Origin of the sequence: Paenibacillus doosanensis, from assembly GCF_025060755.1 — a bacterium.
Classification (GTDB): domain Bacteria; phylum Bacillota; class Bacilli; order Paenibacillales; family NBRC-103111; genus Paenibacillus_S; species Paenibacillus_S doosanensis.
Window position 1 is genome coordinate 83,599 of sequence record NZ_JANYUY010000002.1, and the last position, 17,200, is coordinate 100,798.

16 protein-coding genes are annotated in these 17,200 nt (G+C 54.6%); 10 read left to right on the forward strand and 6 right to left on the reverse strand.

The genetic code is table 11. The annotated features are described in order from the left end of the window. Positions 1-172 precede the first annotated feature (172 nt). Positions 173-1,402: an aminopeptidase gene (locus N0M98_RS02950; RefSeq protein ID WP_249866083.1), complete on the forward strand. Its 1,230-nt coding sequence runs from the start codon at positions 173-175 to the stop codon at positions 1,400-1,402. 100 nt (positions 1,403-1,502) lie between these two features. Here N0M98_RS02950 and N0M98_RS02955 read toward each other — a convergent pair whose 3' ends face one another. Beyond that, the gene (locus N0M98_RS02955; RefSeq protein ID WP_249866084.1) at positions 1,503-2,378 is read right to left on the reverse strand and encodes a helix-turn-helix transcriptional regulator; all 876 of its coding nucleotides are present in this window, start codon (positions 2,376-2,378) and stop codon (positions 1,503-1,505) included. A gap of 146 nt (positions 2,379-2,524) precedes the next feature. Here N0M98_RS02955 and fabF point away from each other — a divergent pair, with 146 nt between their 5' ends. Further along, entirely contained in the window at positions 2,525-3,763 is a 1,239-nt protein-coding gene (fabF, locus tag N0M98_RS02960) for a beta-ketoacyl-ACP synthase II (RefSeq protein ID WP_259616907.1), read from the forward strand. 253 nt (positions 3,764-4,016) lie between these two features. Continuing rightward, entirely contained in the window at positions 4,017-4,652 is a 636-nt protein-coding gene (locus tag N0M98_RS02965) for an FMN-dependent NADH-azoreductase (RefSeq protein WP_249866086.1), read from the forward strand. A 116-nt stretch (positions 4,653-4,768) separates the two neighbouring features. On the opposite strand, the gene N0M98_RS02970 is transcribed toward N0M98_RS02965, so the two are convergent. From N0M98_RS02970 to N0M98_RS02980, 3 genes are all read right to left on the reverse strand, one after another. Beyond that, positions 4,769-4,942 carry a hypothetical protein gene (locus tag N0M98_RS02970; protein ID WP_259616908.1) on the reverse strand — a complete coding sequence of 58 codons (174 nt, stop codon included), beginning with the start codon at positions 4,940-4,942 and terminating at the stop codon, positions 4,769-4,771. Positions 4,943-5,065: 123 nt separating this feature from the next. Beyond that, positions 5,066-5,686, reverse strand: a complete 621-nt coding sequence (locus tag N0M98_RS02975; RefSeq protein ID WP_259616909.1) for a nitroreductase family protein — start codon at positions 5,684-5,686, stop codon at positions 5,066-5,068. 125 nt (positions 5,687-5,811) lie between these two features. Beyond that, a complete protein-coding gene (locus N0M98_RS02980; RefSeq protein ID WP_259616910.1) occupies positions 5,812-7,497 on the reverse strand; it encodes a methyl-accepting chemotaxis protein in 1,686 nt (561 codons plus the stop codon). Between the two features lie 194 nt (positions 7,498-7,691). On the opposite strand from N0M98_RS02980, the gene N0M98_RS02985 reads away from it, so the two are divergent. Continuing rightward, complete coding sequence (locus tag N0M98_RS02985) at positions 7,692-8,189, forward strand: DnaJ family domain-containing protein (RefSeq protein WP_259616911.1); 498 nt, start codon at positions 7,692-7,694, stop codon at positions 8,187-8,189. 79 nt (positions 8,190-8,268) lie between these two features. Then, complete coding sequence (hisJ, locus tag N0M98_RS02990; protein ID WP_259616912.1) at positions 8,269-9,099, forward strand: histidinol-phosphatase HisJ; 831 nt, start codon at positions 8,269-8,271, stop codon at positions 9,097-9,099. Positions 9,100-9,103: 4 nt separating this feature from the next. Here hisJ and N0M98_RS02995 read toward each other — a convergent pair whose 3' ends face one another. After that, positions 9,104-9,952 (reverse strand): protein-glutamine gamma-glutamyltransferase, encoded by an 849-nt coding sequence (locus tag N0M98_RS02995; protein WP_259616913.1) that lies wholly within the window; start codon positions 9,950-9,952, stop codon positions 9,104-9,106. Positions 9,953-10,174: 222 nt separating this feature from the next. On the opposite strand from N0M98_RS02995, the gene N0M98_RS03000 reads away from it, so the two are divergent. The 3 genes from N0M98_RS03000 to N0M98_RS03010 all read left to right on the forward strand — a co-directional run bounded on the left by N0M98_RS03000 (position 10,175) and on the right by N0M98_RS03010 (position 11,442). Continuing rightward, on the forward strand, positions 10,175-10,630 hold the full coding sequence (locus N0M98_RS03000; RefSeq protein ID WP_249866093.1) for a MarR family winged helix-turn-helix transcriptional regulator: 456 nt from the start codon (positions 10,175-10,177) through the stop codon (positions 10,628-10,630). 192 nt (positions 10,631-10,822) lie between these two features. Further along, a complete protein-coding gene (locus N0M98_RS03005; RefSeq protein WP_249866094.1) occupies positions 10,823-11,023 on the forward strand; it encodes a cold-shock protein in 201 nt (66 codons plus the stop codon). Between the two features lie 218 nt (positions 11,024-11,241). Further along, on the forward strand, positions 11,242-11,442 hold the full coding sequence (locus tag N0M98_RS03010) for a cold-shock protein (protein ID WP_249866095.1): 201 nt from the start codon (positions 11,242-11,244) through the stop codon (positions 11,440-11,442). A gap of 147 nt (positions 11,443-11,589) precedes the next feature. Here N0M98_RS03010 and N0M98_RS03015 read toward each other — a convergent pair whose 3' ends face one another. Next, positions 11,590-13,575 (reverse strand): LTA synthase family protein, encoded by a 1,986-nt coding sequence (locus tag N0M98_RS03015; protein ID WP_259616914.1) that lies wholly within the window; start codon positions 13,573-13,575, stop codon positions 11,590-11,592. A gap of 221 nt (positions 13,576-13,796) precedes the next feature. On the opposite strand from N0M98_RS03015, the gene N0M98_RS03020 reads away from it, so the two are divergent. Together N0M98_RS03020 and N0M98_RS03025 are read left to right on the forward strand one after the other, a co-directional pair. Next, complete coding sequence (locus tag N0M98_RS03020) at positions 13,797-14,546, forward strand: YwmB family TATA-box binding protein (protein ID WP_259616915.1); 750 nt, start codon at positions 13,797-13,799, stop codon at positions 14,544-14,546. Positions 14,547-14,630: 84 nt separating this feature from the next. Then, on the forward strand, positions 14,631-17,027 hold the full coding sequence (locus tag N0M98_RS03025) for a UvrD-helicase domain-containing protein (RefSeq protein ID WP_259616916.1): 2,397 nt from the start codon (positions 14,631-14,633) through the stop codon (positions 17,025-17,027). Positions 17,028-17,200: the final 173 nt, after the last annotated feature.

A 17,200-nucleotide genomic window follows, 5' to 3' on the forward strand; every position in this document is an offset into this window, starting at 1 on the left:
CCACTATCATCTTACCGGCCCGGAGGAAAAATAAGAACCGCCGCCGGCAAGTTTCCCAGTAGACCGTTTTAGGAAGCTTCCTGTGCCGGCAAGGCTTCGATTTCTCGTCAAGCAAGGCGTATAATAAGCACTAAGTTAGTGTAATCGCTAATCCTTGGAGGAGGGGATCATCATGAAATCATTCGACGTGCTGCTGGAGCAGTATGCCGAGCTGGCGCTTAGAGTAGGATTGAACGTTCGCGAGGGACAGACTCTGGTCGTATCGGCGCCGATTGCCGCAGTGGACTTTGTGCGCCAAATCGCCCGCAAAGCTTATGAGGCCGGGGTGTGGCAAGTTATCGTCGATTGGGACGACGAGGAGCTGCGCCGGATCAAGCTGCTGCATGCCGGCGACGAAGCGCTGCGGCAGTTTCCGCGCTGGAAAGCGGACGGCTATGCCGAAATGGCCCGCGATGACGCTGCCTTCCTGACGGTATATGCCCCGAATCCGGAGCTGCTGGAAGGCATCGATTCCGGTAAAATCGCCTTGGCGGCGCGCACGCAAATGAACGCGATGAAAGAACATCGCGCCAATCTGCAAAGCGGTAAAGTCAGTTGGTCCATCGTCTCCGTGCCGACGCCGTCATGGGCGACTAAGGTATTTCCGGAGCTGACGGCGGACGAGGCGGTTCAAAAGCTGTGGGGGTACATTTTCCGCGCGACCCGTCTGGACCAGGACAATCCGGTGAAGGCATGGGAAGATCATATCCGCCGGCTGCAGGAGCGCGTGAAGCTGCTGAACGGCAAGCGGTACCGCAAGCTGCATTATGAAGCGCCTGGCACACAGCTGACCGTAGAACTTCCCGAGGAGCATCTATGGGTGGCCGGCGGCATTTATAACGAGCGCGGCACGTTCTTCGTGCCGAATTTGCCGACGGAAGAAGTATTCACGCTGCCGCACAAACACGGAATCAACGGCAAAGTGACGAGCACCATGCCGCTCAATTACAACGGCAATTTGATCGACCGGTTTACTTTGACCTTTGAACGGGGACGTATCGTCGATTTCTCGGCGGAGCAGGGATACGAAGCGCTCAAGCAATTGATCGAGACGGACGAGGGGTCGCATTTTTTGGGAGAAGTCGCTCTGGTTCCGCACGGTTCGCCGATATCGGCAATGAATGTTATCTTTTATAACACAGGCTTTGACGAGAACGCCTCCGCCCATCTGGCTATCGGCAGCGCCTATCCTTTGTGCGTCGTAAACGGCACGAAGATGAGCAAGGAGCAGCTGGCCGCGGCCGGCGCCAACAGCAGCATGACGCATGTCGACTTTATGATCGGCTCCGCCGAGCTGAACATCGACGGGGAGACGGCCGGCGGCGCCAGGGAGCCGCTGTTCCGCAGCGGCAAATGGGCTTAGCCGGGCATCCGCCGTATCCGTGCGGGGACGGTGCCGCGGGTCGCCTTGCAGCGAGACTGCCTCCCGCGCCGCGGTTAACGATTCGCGGCCAAAGAGAAGCTCACTCCGTCAGCGTGCCGACGGAAGCGGCTGATGGGGATTTGCGCTCCATCAGCCTTTTTATTTTGATTTCGGTAGTGGACTCCGGCGCAGGCGTGTAGATGCCGCAGCGCAAATCCGCGCTGCCCTGCACTTGCAGGCTCGTTAAGTGAAACAGCATTTTGCCTGCCTTCGCGTGGCGGAATTCGAGCAGCACCTCGGGGGCGGAGCTCACTCTGCTCTGCTCCCAAAGCTGATGAAAATCGGGATGAAGGGCTGTCATTTCCTCCAGAAACCGCTCGTACCATTCATCTTCTACATATTGTCCGTAGTAAGCGCGGAACATCGACAGAAAGCCGCTGACGAAATGTTCCCAATTGACCGCGAGGCTGCGGAACTCCTTGCGGGTGAATAGCAGCCGGATCATGTTTCGTTCTTCCTCGGGGACTTGCTCAAAATCGAGGAATACATGGGAAGCGGCCTGATTCCATCCGACAATCTGACATCTCCTATCAGAAATAATCGTGGGGCAATTGCGCAGTTCCTGCAAAATCGTCTGTAAAGACGGGCTAATCTTGGGCTTCTCTTCCTTCAGCAGATTGCCGCCGCTCCCCGTTTCCAGCGCCAGGGAAAACAAATATTTTCTCTCGTCGACCGTAAGCCGCAAAGCCCCCGCCACGCAGTCGAGGACGGAAGCCGATACTTGAATATCACGGCCCTGCTCCAGCCACGTATACCAAGTCGGACTGACGCCCGCCAGCTGGGCTACCTCTTCCCGCCGCAGCCCCGGCGTCCTCCGTCGGCTGCCGGCCGGAAATCCGGCCGATTCCGGGGACACTTTGGCCCGCTGCGCCTTCAAGAAAGCTGACAAGGCTTGCAGTCTTGCTTGTCGGTTCATCTTCTTCCCCTCCTATCTATCATCCTGTCTTAGCCGAGCTTTATTATCGTAGTAGTCATTATACTATAATAAACTACAACTTGTAATAGGATAAACGCTATGACATGATAAGCTCATCCAATACGCACCGAAGGGAAGGATGGACGATGGAACGTGTAGTTATTACAGGGATGGGCGTCATTTCACCGCTCGGCAGCGAGGTTGACGTCTTTTGGAGCCGGCTCAAAGAGGGGAAATCCGGCATTACGGAGATCGATACGTTCGACTGTTCCAAGCAGAAAACCCGAATCGCCGGCTTGGTGCGCGATTTTGACGCCGAAGCGCGCTTCGGACGCAAGGAAGCCCGCCGGATGGACCGCTTCTGCCAATTTGCGGCGGCGGCGGCGGAACAAGCGGTTGCCGATTCCGGGCTGCGGCTGGAGCAGATCGACCGCGAACGCGCGGCGGTCTATGTCGGCTCCGGTATCGGCGGTATCCAAACCTTGCTTGAACAGGATCGCCTGCTGCGGGAGCGGGGGCCCGACAGGATCAGCCCGACGCTGGTGCCGATGATGATCGCCAACATGGCCGCGGCGATGATCAGCATCAGGCTCGGCATTTTGGGCCCGACGCTCGCTCCCGTTACCGCCTGCTCCATCGGCAATACTGCCATCGGGGAAGCGATGAGGCTTATTCGCAGCGGCGCGGCCGACGTCGCGCTGGCCGGGGGAGCGGAAGCCGCCATAACGGACATTTCGCTGGCGAGCTTCGCCAATGCGACGGCGGTATCGACCCGCAACGACGAGCCTTCGCGGGCCAGCAGGCCGTTCGACGCAGGGCGCGACGGCTTCGTTATGGCCGAGGGGGCCGGCATCCTCGTTATGGAGTCGCTTTCCCATGCGCTACGCAGAAATGCCCGCATTTATGCCGAGGTGACCGGCTACGGAGCCAGCTCCGACGCCTATCATATCGTCGCGACCCCGCCGGAAGGAACGGGCGCCTACCGAGCGATGAAGGCGGCGCTGAAGGAAGCCGGCCTGCAGCCGGAACAAGTGGATGTGATCAGCGCCCATGCCACAAGCACCGAAGTGGGCGACCGCTCGGAGACGCTGGCCATCAAGCGCTTGTTCGGAGAGCATGCCTACCTAGTTCCCGTAACCGCAAATAAATCGATGCTTGGTCATATGCTCGGAGCCGCCGGAGGCGCAGAAGCCATCGCTTTGGTCAAAAGCTTACAGGAAGGAATCATCCCGCCGACGATCAATTTGGAACAACCAGATCCGGATTGCGACCTTGACTATGTGCCGAATGCGGCGCGTCCAGCTGAGCTGAAGATAGGCATGTCGAATTCGTTCGGCTTCGGCGGCCATAATGCGGTTATTGTTTTGCAGAAATACATGGAATAGCTGTCCCTCCCGCTTCTCCGGATAGAAGACGCCTCCGAATCCCGGTTTACCCAACTGGGGCGGAGGCGTCTTCGGTTATATGGATCACTGTATATTTCTCACCTGGAAGAAACGGCCGGCGGACGCTTGTCAGGAACTTATTTCAATCATAAAGCTATTACAGGGTGGGCAAATTGAAACTATGTGACGGAGAGGATCGCTTTGAAGTACCGATCCGGCATAAAAAAAGAACAGCAAAGGACGATCAGACCTTATGGCTACTTTACTTCATATTATCGCGCATCCGAACAACGAAACCCAATCCTTCAGCATGGCCGTGGGCAAGGCATTTGTCGAGGCCTACCGCGAAGCCCATCCGGGTGACGAAGTGGTTCGCCTGGACTTGTACAAAGCCCACATTCCCCATATCGATGCCGACGTGTTCAGCGGCTGGGGGAAGCTTCGCTCCGGCAGCGCAATGGATCAGCTATCGGCCGAGGAGAAATCGAAGGTAACGCGATTGAACGAGCTTACCGACCAATTCGTCGCCGCCGATAAATACGTCTTTGTAACGCCGATGTGGAACTTTTCCTATCCGCCGATCATGAAAGCTTATATCGATTCGATCTGTACGGCGGGCAAAACGTTCAAATATACCCCAGAAGGTCCTGTCGGCCTATTGCCGAATAAAAAAGCTCTGCATATCCAAGCCCGGGGCGGACTTTATTCCGAAGGTCCGATGGCGGAGCTGGAAGCAGGACACCGGCATTTGACCGCTATTATGAAATTTTTCGGACTTCCGGGGCTGGAAGGCTTGTTCATCGAAGGACATAACCAATTCCCGGACCGGGCCGAATCGATCAAACAAGAAGCAATTCAAAAAGCCGTCGCACTTGCAAAAACATTTTAAACGCGTATAGCGCGGATTCCTCTTAAATGGAGAATCCGCGCTTTTTACAGACATTGCCCCAGAGACACTGCGCCTCGGCTTTCGGCAATCGGCTCCGTTAATCCGCCCTTCCGGTTTCAATCGATTCCGGGAGTATAATCGACAACTTTATCTTCGCTGATGTGCAGCTGATCCTCCAGCTGTTTCTCACGGGCCGCATTGGCTTGGCCGCGGGCCGCACGGTCCGCCGCCTCCTGCTCAGCTTGACTCGAAACGGCAGCTTGAGCATCAACGGATCGGTTCTTAGTCAAGGTTCGGCACTCCTTTCCAAACGACATACGTTCTATCGATAATATGAGCTTGCTAACGTTGAAATATGCCGGTTTAAACAAATACGAAAACAAATCAAACGGATACGGAATCCTCTACTAGGTTTAGAAGCTTTCGCGAATGACTTGATGCTCCAGAGGAAGACGGTCTGTAGGCCGGCCTGGAGCCGCTGCCTTGCCGATAGGGACGATCATAACCGGAACGTAACGCTCCGGAATGCTCAATTCCTTCACGAGGGCATTGCTGTCATACCCGCCCATTGGAACGGTGTCGTACCCTTTTGCTTTGGCTGCCAGCATCAACTGCATAGCCGCCAGGGATGCATTGCGGATCGCTTCGTCTCTGGCTAAGCCTGGGTTGCTTGCATAAGCGCCGTTAACCTGCCCGATCATCATCTCGCGAATTTCAGACGCCGCTTTTTCATACACGGTGGCTGCGATCTGATTTGCTTCCAAATCACCGAGCACGATCACAACGACCGAAGCGTCCACCGTTTGTTGTTGATTGTAAGTAATCGGCAGCAATCTTTCTTTATTCGCCTGCTCGCTAACGACAAGAAAACGCCAATGCTGCAAGTTCCATGAGGACGGCGCGCTCGATGCCAACGTCAATATTTCATTCAGTTCCTCCTCAGGAATCGTTACTCCCGGCTGGTACTTTCGCACGGAGTGCCGGGAACGTATCGTTTCTTCGGCCGATACGACTTTTTGTTCGACTGAGCTCATGGTTTTACACTCCTATCTAATGCCTCATCTGCTACGCCTTTAGAATCGCCCCGGAAACGCCGGGTTATGTAGCCCTCACGGCGCAAAATCATGGATACCGCAGGCGCTTCGCATATTACGCGCGATTACGCGCGATATTGAATAACGAGCCCGTGCAGCTTCTCGGAAATCCCGGACAATGTTGTCGCCGAAGAAGTGATTTCCTGAATGGAAGCAAGCTGCTCCTCGGTCGTAGCGGCCACCGTCTGCGCCAGGCTGGCCGTCTGCTCGGCGATGTATCCCATATTGCTCACCGTTGCTGCGACTTCCTCGGAGCTGGCGGACATCTGCTCCGCAGCCGCTGCCGCCTCTTGGATTCGCCTTGATACCTCCGCCGCGGACAGGACGATCAGCCCGAACGTGTTCTCGGCTTGGCCGACCGCGTCCAATCCGCCCTGCAGCTCAGCCAGCCCTTCGTCCATCGACCGGGCGGCCTGAACCGTGCTCAAACGCACCCCTTCGATCACGCGATTAATTTCCTGAATCGATTCGGCGGTTTGCGCCGACAGCTTGCGTATTTCATCCGCCACCACCGCGAAGCCGCGGCCGTGTTCGCCCGCGCGCGCCGCCTCAATCGCCGCATTGAGCGACAGCAGGCTCGTCTGTGTCGCAATCTCGCCTATAAACTCGGATATACGGTTAATGTTATGGGAATGTTCCTCCATCCCCCGGATCGTTTCGCCGGCCTTGCCGACCGCAGAGCTGATTGAATGAATTTTGGCCGAAGCCTGCTGGATCGCTTCGGCTCCCTGTTCCGCTTTCTCCGAAGCCGTCTGGGACAGCTCCGACACTTCCGATGTCGTCTCCGCTATCCGCTGGATGCCCGCCGACATCTCGTCCATCGCCCGGCTGCATTCCGCGGCGCTCTGCGCCTGATTCTCGGAACCGCCCGCCACCTCCTGAATGGAGTGGGTCACGCTTTCGGAAGCGGCGGCATTCTGCTCCGAGCTGGCCGACAACTGCTCGGCCGAAGCGGCCACAAGCTGGGAAGCTTGCTGAATTTGCATTACCGAGTCTCGGAGCGAGCCGGACAATGTATTGACAGCGGCAATCAGCGTGCCGATCTCATCCTTGGACGTATGGCGGATCGGCCCGCCCGTCAAATCTCCGTGCGAAATGCGGTTCAACGCTTCCGACGCCAAAGAAACGGGCCTGGAGATCAGTCTGACAAGCAGGAAGCCGATCGCGATAACAACGGCGAACGCCCCGACGAGCAGCAGCCAAAACTCGGTCAAGCTTGCCTGATACAGATCATCGCTGTCCTGCTCCGCCTGCTGAGCCCCTTTATGATTGTAATCGATCATCGCGGCGATGCTGCCCTCTACGTCCGCAAACGCTTTGGATAATTCATCGGAAGCGGCGCTCGACCCTTTTCCGGACGCTTTCTGCCGGTTGTTCGCTTCAATGAAGGCGTTCCAGTGCTGCTTGAGCCGCTGTAAATTTTCCGCATCCTGCTCGTCGGCCACGCTAGACTCGTACCGGATCAACTGCTGCCCGATGTCGGTGAACGTATCATCCATTTGTTTGTTGATCGCTTCTTTCTTGGCCGGGTCCGGCTCCATCTGAAGCTGGTAATATAATGTGAGCACATGCTCCTTGGCATAGCTGACATGGTTGGCTACCTCGGTGCCGATAAGCCAGTTATGCGCGATCTCCCTCGTATTGTTCTGAAGCCCTTTCATATTTTCCAAATCCATAAAGCCCATAATCCCCATCATCAGCAAAATGATGAAATACGTTAATACAAGCTTTTTCCCGACCGTCATGACCATGGCAAAGACCCTCCAGTATTGTCTTGATGTTTTCCGCTACTATCATAGGGGGTAATTGTATGGAATTTTACATAGAACTTTATTTACTTTGTATGAATTTCGCTAATAATTGTCTAACATTTGCTATAATCGATAACGATAAGGCAGAACGCTGAGATAGACATTATACAAGCAAGGAGGGGGTTCCCATAGCAATGTGGAACCGTCGTAAAGAAAAGCCTGCCGCGGAGCCCGGACAGGAACCTTCGGAACGCGCTCACATTCCGCTTCCCGCCGAAACGTTCGAGGATACGGAGGTCTCGCTGTCCATCCACCGGCAGATGCAGCATTGGGCGGACGAGGCGTATCAGGATTTCGTGAAAAAGGGCGGCTTGGAGCATTTGCCGGGAATCGGCAAACCGCTTGTCGTTCCCGAAGGCGACGTATTTGCGTCCATCATGAAAAACGCCAAGGTGAAGCATCCCTGGATCATGCTGCGCCAGGAAATTCAGCAGCTGATGGAACAAACCATCGAGCTTATGGAGGAACAAGTGCCGCCGGAGCTAATCGAGGAACAGTTGCGCATCATCAACGACTACATAAAGGAGCTTAACCTTCAGGCTCCCGGCTTGTCCTTGCACCGCAAGAGAGTGACCGTAAACAATATTCGGGAGGAGTACCGTAAAACCTATGTAGAGCCCTCCCGAAAATGAAGAGCACAGGCCGCTTTACAGCAAGCCGGGCGTCATGCTACTGTAAAGTTCACATAGATGGTTCAAGGAGGAACGACGAATGAGGATATTGAAATGGGACGGCCATACTCACACCCGCTATTGCTATCACGGAAGCGGCGCGCCGGAAGAGCAATATATCGACCGCGCCGTCCAGCTCGGCTTCGAGCGCTATACGTTAAGCGAGCATCCGCCGCTGCCCCAAGGATGGGTCGCCGACAGCGACTTGTTCCGGGAACTGGCTATGCCGGAGAGCGAGCTTCCGGCGTACATCGAATACGCTCGGCAGATGAAACGGCTGTATGAAGGCAAAATTGAGATTACCGTCGGCCTGGAGCTCGATCATTTGCCCGGGCAGCATTCCTATACAGAACGGTTAGTCGACGAGTGGCAGAACACGCTGGAGGACGTCGTCTATTCCGTGCATTATTTGCCCGGTATCGGCGGCATACGCTGCATCGACTTCACCTCGGACGATTTTCAAACCGGCCTTTTGGCTTATTACGGATCGATGGAGACGGTCATCGAGGAATATTACAATCAGGTCGAGGAAGCCATCGAGTGGGCCGCCAGACTGCCGATGCGCAAGCGCCTCGGCCATATCAACCTGATCGAGAAATTCCGGCAGGCGCTGCCCGAATTCGACGACAGCTTGATGGAGCGGCGGCTTCGGGGGATCATTCCCAAGCTGTCCCGCAGCGGCGTCGGCATCGACGTGAATACGGCGGGCACGCGCGTCGCGACCTGCGGCAAGCCTTACGTTCCCGAATGGTTTCTTAGCGAATGTCTCAAGCAGGGCATCCCTTGCGTTTACGGCTCGGATGCGCACAAGCCTGAGCATGTAGGAACAGGCTGGGACTGGTTTGAAGCCCAGCTCTCGGCCTCCCGGTAAACGCTCAGAAGTAGATGCCGGTGCGCCCTCCTATTGCGGCGACCACTTGCCCCGGCCCCGCCAAGGCCGACGTCGGCCTGGAAGCCGGAGGCTCGCCGGTTGTCGTCAGCTTATATAAATAGGCGAAATCAGGGTGGGTCACTTCGTCCATCAAATAAGCCGACACAGTGCTTCCTTCGATCCGAAGCCTGTTGAGCTTAGCGATAATCCGTTCCCCGGTCGTGATGCCGATCCCGTGGCCATAGTACAGATCAGGTGCCAGTCTCACCACGTTCTCTCCCTGCCATTCGATCCACTCCGGATTGACGTCGGGATTTTTGAAATACTGGACATCGCCTCCGAACGCCTCAGCGCCGTTGAACTGCGTCACCAGCCTTAAGTCGCGGTCGTAGTTCCATGAATAGAGGTACAGATTCGCAAACAGTTTATCGAATAAAGCGTCTCCGATTACATCGAGAACTCCCTTATACAGCACAATAATAATGGCGGTGGCGCATTCGAAGGCATATTTTTTCCCGTTCAGGTAAATATCGCGCACGGCTTCGCTCGACCGGACGTCCGGATTCAATAAAAATCCCCCGTTGTCCTTGCGCGTCCAATACGCTTCGTTGCAGCGGGATTTTTTGAAGGAGGCGAAAGAAACGTCGCTTCGCTCCAAATCCTCCGCGGCCGTAATAATGGATGCGCGCAGCCGCAGCTCGAAGAAGAACGCATCCCAAGACGGATACGTAAACTTAGTAGGGCTGGCATCCATTTCTCTATAAATCGCCCGCTCCAAATCGGTCAGCGCCATTGCGCCCTGCGGGGGGCCTCCCCCGGAAATGACGATCATGACAATCCACCTGCCTTTCATGCGCGATTCATCCGTAACGAACATGCGCAGACCTTTTCCCTTTTAAGGGATCATAACCATTCTATGTTCGGCAGCGCGCCGGCATCCCAATATTTTGGTCGAAACGAAGAAAAAATGCGCCTTGCGCCCGATTTGCCGTACCGGCATTTGTTGATTCGCCCGATTCCATATATAATGAAAAAAAATTCGTTCGTTACTATCCTTATCGCGGGAGGCGCCGCCATGCAATCGGAGAACAATCAAACGGAACGATTCGAGAAAGCCCTATGGACCAGCGTCCGCAAGCTGGGTCCGGAATTGACGGCTCATTTGAGCGTTCCTTTGACCAAACAACAATTTTTCATGCTGTACTTTATCTCGAATAAGGGCGTCTGCAAAGTGAGCGAGCTCGCCGAGCAAATGGAAGTGAAGCCGAGCGCGATCACCGTCATGATCGACCGCCTGATCAAGCACGGCGTAGCCGAACGCCGTCATGACGATAAGGACCGCCGCGTCGTCTGGATTGAGCTGACGGATAAGGGCCGGGAAGTGCTGGAAGAAATCAAGATCGTCCGCAAGCAAACGATAGGACGGTATTTGGCCGATATCGAGCCGCAGCGTCTGGAGCTGTTTCTGGACGTATTCGAACAAATCAGCGAAACTATCGCCAAGCTCCATGCCGGAAATACCGGAGAATAAAGCGGGTCATTTCCTATAAATTCGTTTTCAACATGAAATTTATGTGATACAATGAATTTGTTGGTATATTTTGCGCATTTCATTCACATATTAGAAAGGGTTATCACTAAAGCCATAGGGGTACTCTTTCTAATGTGTGAATTTTTTTATTCATGCAAATTTAAGGAACAATTATTGGAGGGTTTTAAGAAGATGGAAACAGGAACAGTGAAATGGTTTAATGCGGAAAAAGGGTTTGGCTTCATCGAAGTAGAAGGCGGCAAAGACGTATTCGTACACTTTAGCGCCATTACAGGAGAAGGGTACAAATCCCTTGACGAAGGACAGCGCGTGCAGTTCAACGTTGTTCAAGGAAACCGCGGACCACAAGCTGAGAACGTAGTAAAGCTTTAAAATTTCACCGGCTGAGGAGGGAACTGCTCGGATGAGAGCAGTTCTTTTTCCAGTGATTGCAGCGCCGAGGGCTTGTACTTTCGCTACGGCTTTCACGGCGCCCCAATACCGGAGAATCTCCTCTGCGGAAGGCGAAGCCGGCTGCTCTTAGGTTCAAGGCCATCTGTCATTCACATGTAGGTATTTTTTGCAGCGCACTAACCAAAGGAGGGGTTACCTTGTATTTCTCAAAGAAAACCATGGAACCGATTCAAGAAGAACAGACACCGGTGTGGATGTGCAGTAATGAAGGATGCTCTTGCTGGATGAGAGAAAATTTCGCTTTGGAAGAAACGCCTGCTTGTCCTCTTTGTCAATCCGAGATGGTGAAGAACACCAAGATGCTGCCCGCCTTGGTCAACTATCATAAGTCCTATTAAGGAACATACATAGCGACGTTGTTCGGGTGAATCGTCCCGTTCGGCTCCGCACGGCGAAAACAAGCCAGGGTCACATGGCTGATGCATACCATAACCCGAACAATGACAAAGCACTAACCGCGCTGCGGTTAGTGCTTTGCCGTTTATTTATGAGCTTTTCCCGCCCGTGCCGGAACCGGAGCCTTCGGCGGCAGGAATCGCGAATTCTTCGTTATAATTCGGCAGCGCTTGTTTGGTCAAATACTCCTGATCGATATATTTGGCCAAGTACTGCTTGCCGAACAACTGGTCATACTGCAGGTCGCGGTATTGATTTACCGTTGCCTGTATATCTTCGGGAACGCTCTGATGCAGCCCGCCGTCCGCATCGACGACAAGGTTGCGAAGCAAGCCCGGCGCCTCTTGCAGCAGCTTATCGTTCAGCGCAAGCGAAGCCGGCTTCTCCATGCCCAGCTTGTTCAGCACATACGTGCCGAGGAACGAGTCGCTCAGCGTAGGCTTCTGCTCTTGCGGCAGATCGACGTTCGACCACATGACAAACGGCACGCTGTGCATTTTCTTCGTTTCCTCCAGCGACCAGCTGCCGGTGCCGATCAAGCCGCCCTGCTTGTAAACGTCGTAGTCCAAGCCGAGCATCGGGAGATGGTCGCCGTAAAATACGATGACCGTAGGCTCATCGGACTGCTGGAAATGATCGATTAGCATCTTCAGGCTTTGATCCGCATCATGCGCGCCCTGCGTGTAAGTCTCCAGAATGCTGCGGGCATCGTCGGTCAGATTGCCATTAGCTTTAATCTCAGTTTCCCCATAGCGATTATCGTCATAAGGTCCGTGGTTTTGCATCGTGACGGCGTAAATAAACATCGGTCTGTCCGTCTCATCCACCTGCTTAATAATGTTCCGCGACACTTCGTCGTCCGAAATAAACAGACCTTTATATTCCGGGTTTTCGAATTGGTCCTTGCTCATAAAGCTTTCGAAGCCGAGCTCTTTATACACGCTTTCGCGGTTCCAGAACCATCCCTCGTACGAGTGAATCCCCATGCTTTTATAACCCTGCGTTTCGAAATAACTGGCCAAGCTCGGAACCGGCTTGCTAATATACTGCTGGTACGGCACGGACCCGTCCGGCAAAAAGCTCATGGATTGCCCGGTCAGCACCTCATATTCCACATTGCTGGTACCCCCGCCGAACTGCGGAGACAATAAATATCCGGAGGTCGATTCCTTCTGCAGCTTATGAATCGTCGGCACCGGGTCTTCGCTGTATTGGACGTTCGGAAGCAGTGTCGGGTCCCAAAAAGCTTCGTTCATAATAAAAATGACATTCGGCTGCTTGCCTTGGAACGGATCGCCCTGCTTGCTGACCGATGCGGTCTGCACCATGTTATCACTGGCCAAATCCTGCGCAAGCGAAGCCATAGCCGGCTCGCTGTAGCCTTCCGGTTTAGAAATAATCGAGTTTTTAACGTTCATCGTGAACGCCAGCGCCATGCCGTTGTTGCTGTAGTTTTGCTTTTGATCCCAGACGATCTCGCTGACGCCCGCGCGGTCAAACAGATGAGCCGCCCAAGTCGTCCTGACCCCCAGCGAATAAAGCGCGACCAGTGCGAGAATCCCCAAAACGGCGCGGCCTCCGATGTGCATTTTGAGCCGCGGCCAGACGAAATGCAGCGCGACCAGCACGACGACCAGCAAGCCGAGGGCGGCCAGCCGCTTAATTGCCGCAGGTCCCGTCACAAGCGGAATGATGTTCATGCCTTCTTTTTTCAGGAAAATATCCCATGGAAAAAACGGTTCGCCGATCAATTTGGTCTTAAAATAACAGACTAGAGCCATAATAGACAGTAATAAAGACGCCAAGGTGACTCCCGTCATCATTGAACCGAATAAACTATAGAAAAATACAAGAACGCATAAATCGATGATTGCATTAACCGCAAACAGCTTCTGATTTTGCATCATCCAGGCCCAAGTTTCCGGGAACGAGCCTCGTTGAATGAATTCGACCCCAAACACCAGCAATAGCGGAACTACCGCGAGCATAATAACGATTAGGCCGTATTTTAAAGCCCGGTTTCGTTCGATCGGAGCCGTTCGGCGCTTATGCCGAGCTTTTCGTTGCAGCTTCATCTTCTCACACTCCTTTGTTAATAATATCCTTCTCGGTTCGTTTCGATCCACATGGATGCATTCATTATATACACAAAAACTTAATATTAGCTGAAAATGAGGCCGAATGGGGAAAATTGGTGCAAAAAAAATGTGTAAAAGGTATGAACTCTATCATTTCCGTCCATTCTATTTAGTAGAACTCATAGATTTCGTTATGAATGGAAGGGAAGGATTGTACGATGAAACGAAAATGGATCGCTTATGCGCTATGTTTCCTTATCGCCGCCGGCTGTGCGGCAGGAGCTTGGGCCGCCCGCGTCAATGCCGGCCGTTCGGCGGCTTCAAGCCTCGAATTGCTGCTTCCTTTATCCCAGCAAATAATGTCCTCCGACAAGAGCATTGTTATTAAACATGCCGATACCTACCAAAACTACTCGGATGAAAAACAATTTTTGGACACGGGGCGAATGCTCGGAAGACTGTTCGAACTTCCCGAGGACGGAAAGCTTAGCCGCGAGGAAGATCATATCCTTTATCGCACGGCAACGACCGATTCGCACGGCGCCGATTTGACGATGCTCTGGGTCGGATTCTTCGATCATACGTCCGAGCTGATTCTTACCGGAGGCAGCGGGCCGGATACTTCTCCCGCCGATATGATAGAACTTCAGCGGAAGCTTACGGACAAGCTGCAGTCTATCGGCATTAAGCCGCAATGGAATGTAATGATCCAAGGAGTGCTTGCGGGTGATGACGAGGCCTCTTCTCCCTCCCCGACCGATTGGCTCGTGGCCAAGCTTCAAGCGAAGCAAGTGGAACAGTACGAGGACAACGGCAGCACAAGCATCACGTATTATTCCCCTTTCATCAGTGAGCATATTTCTAACGGCAAGCAAGCGATGAACTTGCAGGTTGCCGTTCACCGCAATTCCATTACCCAAGAGAAGCGCGTCACTATAGGAACACCTGCCATTACAATAGAATATTAATACGCCGTCTTTAACGAACAATTGTTCTTTTTCTTCTTTTATTGTAAACTGACCGAAGAGTTCTTTATGATAAAAGGTGATAACATGACTAACCCTACATCTTATAGCGTCCCTTATGGCGCTTCGATAAAACGGATTCCGCAGGCCGCTATTGCGCCCGCGAAAACAAGCAAGGACCTGGTGTCCGATCATGAATCGGACGCCTTTTATTTTCGTTCGCTGGAGAATTCCGGCATCGCCTTGAACGCCCGGCAGATCGAAGCGGTGCGCCACGATCAAGGCCCGCTACTGACGCTGGCCGGCGCCGGTTCCGGCAAAACGTCGGTGCTTGTCGCCCGCGCAGGCTATCTGATGAACGTTCTCGGCGTCCATCCTTCGCATATTTTGCTCGTTACCTTCTCCAGCAAAGCCGCCGCGGAAATGAAGCAGCGTATCGCCGCTCTTCCCGGCATAACAAGCGGAATGGCCCGCGAAGTGCAGGCGCGGACGTTTCATTCCTTCTTCCTGCTGCTGCTCCGAAGGCAAGGATATACGCAGGACATTTTCAGCGAAACCCGCTATCAGCACATCGTTCTGAAACGAATTCTGCGCGAGCGCGGACTCCAGGACGATTACGAGCCGGAGACGCTGCTATCCGTCCTCTCTTCGTGCAAAATGAACATGACCGATCTAAACGGGCTGCCCGAGCGTTCCATGGACGAGAGGAACATCAAACGCATTTTGCGGCAATACGAGCAGTGGAAAGCGGATCAGCGCAAAATGGATTTCGACGATATTCTCGTCTTCGCCCACAAGCTGCTGCTCAGCGAGCCTTCGCTGCTGGCTTCTTTGCAGCAACGGTTCCGTTACGTCATGAACGACGAGTTTCAGGACACGAACAAGCTGCAGTACGAGCTTGTCCGCATGATCGCCGAGCCGCAGAACAATCTGATGGTCGTAGGAGACGACGATCAGACCATCTATACGTTTCAGGGCGCCAGCCACGAATTCATCCTGCAGTTTCACCGGCAATACCCGAAGGCCCGAACGGTCACGCTGGATATCAACTACCGTTCCACTTCCAGCATCGTCGGGCTAGGCAATGAAATCATACGGCATAATATGCGCCGTAAGCAAAAGACGCTGCAGGCGACCAAGGAAAGCCCCGCAGTGCCCCGGTATTACAGGCCCGGCGATACGGACGACGAAGCCGCAACGGTCCTTGCCGAAATCCGCAGCGAGGTGGAGCAAGGCCGGCGTTCCTACAGCGACTACGCGGTACTGTACCGCACGGCAAGCAGCAGCCGGGCCATGCTGGAGGAACTGGTCATTCAGAACATACCGTTCGTGCATGACGGCAATACCGATCTGTTCTACGAGCAGTGGATCGTCAAGCCGATCATCGACCATCTGCGGCTTGCCATGGACCGTCGCAGCTTTGCAGCGATTGAAGGGATTTTGCAGACTTTATACGTGAGCCGGGAGAAAGGGATGGAATTTATTTACGCTCAGGAGAAGCTGCGGCCGAAGAAAGGGCCGCTCGTGCATCTCCTATCCTTGCCGGACTTGAAGGAATTTCAGAAGGAGAAGGTAAAGGAGCGCATCGAGCTTGTCAGCATGATCCGCGATATGAAGCCGGCCGACGCGATTCGCCATATGCGCCGCAGCTTCTACGACGTCTTCATGGAAACGGCGGACGGGCGCAGCTTCACGCAGCATAAGGAAATGCTGAAGGAAACGCTCGACGAGCTGGAATCGTCGGCCAAGCGCTTCGACTCGATCGAAGCGTTCCTCGGCCATATCGGACATATGCTTCAGATGCACCAGGCCATGGAGCAGCTGCGCAGCGATCCGAACGCCGATACGGTGAGTTTGATGACCATTCACAAAGCGAAGGGCCTGGAATTTCCCGTCGTCTTCGTCATCGGCTTTTCCGAAGGCATACTGCCTCACAGCTCTGCGCTCGACGCCGGAGAAGACTCCTCCGCCAAAGGGGATAAGCGCCCGAAGACCGTCGTTCAAGCGGACAACGGCCAGAAGGACGCCTACGCCGCGCTTGAGGAAGAGCGGCGGCTCGCTTATGTAGCCGTTACACGGGCGAAGGAGGAGCTGATCGTCTGTTCGCCGGCTTACTATCGCGGCAAGAAAGCGAACGTCTCGCGCTTTCTTACCGCCGTGTTCAGCGCGCCCAAGCCTGCTGCCGCGGCGAACACGGCCGCCCCGCGGGTACAGGCGGGCCCCGGCCCGGCCGCTGCGGCTGCCAAGCCCGGCGGCGCGGGCTACCGCTCGGCGCCCGGCAGCGGCACCGGCGGCATCGGGGGAAGCGCCACGGCGAGCGGCGCGCCCAAGAAGCTGCACACCGTGCCGGCGTGGCTCTGCACGAGCGGCAGCTGCCCCGCATGGGCGCGGATCAGCAGCGCCCAAGAGAGCAAGCGGGCGAGCAAGGCGTGCCCGCTGTGTCAGGCCCCGATGCGCCGCGGCAGCAAGGAAGTGCCGGTGTAACCGGGGGGCGGTCCGTCCCCCTCGCACCGGCCGCAGCCGCCGCTCTGCCGCGCTAATGAAGGCAGGCGGCGCAGCAGGCCTGCACTTACGCATTACCGGGAATTCTTGCGGCAATTCACGATCCGTTCTATAATCCTAACCATTCAGATTTCATAAGAAATGGAAACCGATAT

Excerpts from the sequence above, each read along its gene's own strand:
- N0M98_RS02950 (WP_249866083.1), top strand. The coding sequence starts at position 173 with ATGAAATCATTCGACGTGCTGCTGGAGCAGTATGCCGAGCTGGCGCTT.
- N0M98_RS02955 (WP_249866084.1), bottom strand. The coding sequence starts at position 2,378 with ATGAACCGACAAGCAAGACTGCAAGCCTTGTCAGCTTTCTTGAAGGCG.
- fabF (WP_259616907.1), top strand. The coding sequence starts at position 2,525 with ATGGAACGTGTAGTTATTACAGGGATGGGCGTCATTTCACCGCTCGGC.
- N0M98_RS02965 (WP_249866086.1), top strand. The coding sequence starts at position 4,017 with ATGGCTACTTTACTTCATATTATCGCGCATCCGAACAACGAAACCCAA.
- N0M98_RS02975 (WP_259616909.1), bottom strand. The coding sequence starts at position 5,686 with ATGAGCTCAGTCGAACAAAAAGTCGTATCGGCCGAAGAAACGATACGT.
- N0M98_RS02980 (WP_259616910.1), bottom strand. The coding sequence starts at position 7,497 with ATGGTCATGACGGTCGGGAAAAAGCTTGTATTAACGTATTTCATCATT.
- N0M98_RS02985 (WP_259616911.1), top strand. The coding sequence starts at position 7,692 with ATGTGGAACCGTCGTAAAGAAAAGCCTGCCGCGGAGCCCGGACAGGAA.
- hisJ (WP_259616912.1), top strand. The coding sequence starts at position 8,269 with ATGAGGATATTGAAATGGGACGGCCATACTCACACCCGCTATTGCTAT.
- N0M98_RS02995 (WP_259616913.1), bottom strand. The coding sequence starts at position 9,952 with ATGAAAGGCAGGTGGATTGTCATGATCGTCATTTCCGGGGGAGGCCCC.
- N0M98_RS03000 (WP_249866093.1), top strand. The coding sequence starts at position 10,175 with ATGCAATCGGAGAACAATCAAACGGAACGATTCGAGAAAGCCCTATGG.
- N0M98_RS03005 (WP_249866094.1), top strand. The coding sequence starts at position 10,823 with ATGGAAACAGGAACAGTGAAATGGTTTAATGCGGAAAAAGGGTTTGGC.
- N0M98_RS03015 (WP_259616914.1), bottom strand. The coding sequence starts at position 13,575 with ATGAAGCTGCAACGAAAAGCTCGGCATAAGCGCCGAACGGCTCCGATC.
- N0M98_RS03020 (WP_259616915.1), top strand. The coding sequence starts at position 13,797 with ATGAAACGAAAATGGATCGCTTATGCGCTATGTTTCCTTATCGCCGCC.
- N0M98_RS03025 (WP_259616916.1), top strand. The coding sequence starts at position 14,631 with ATGACTAACCCTACATCTTATAGCGTCCCTTATGGCGCTTCGATAAAA.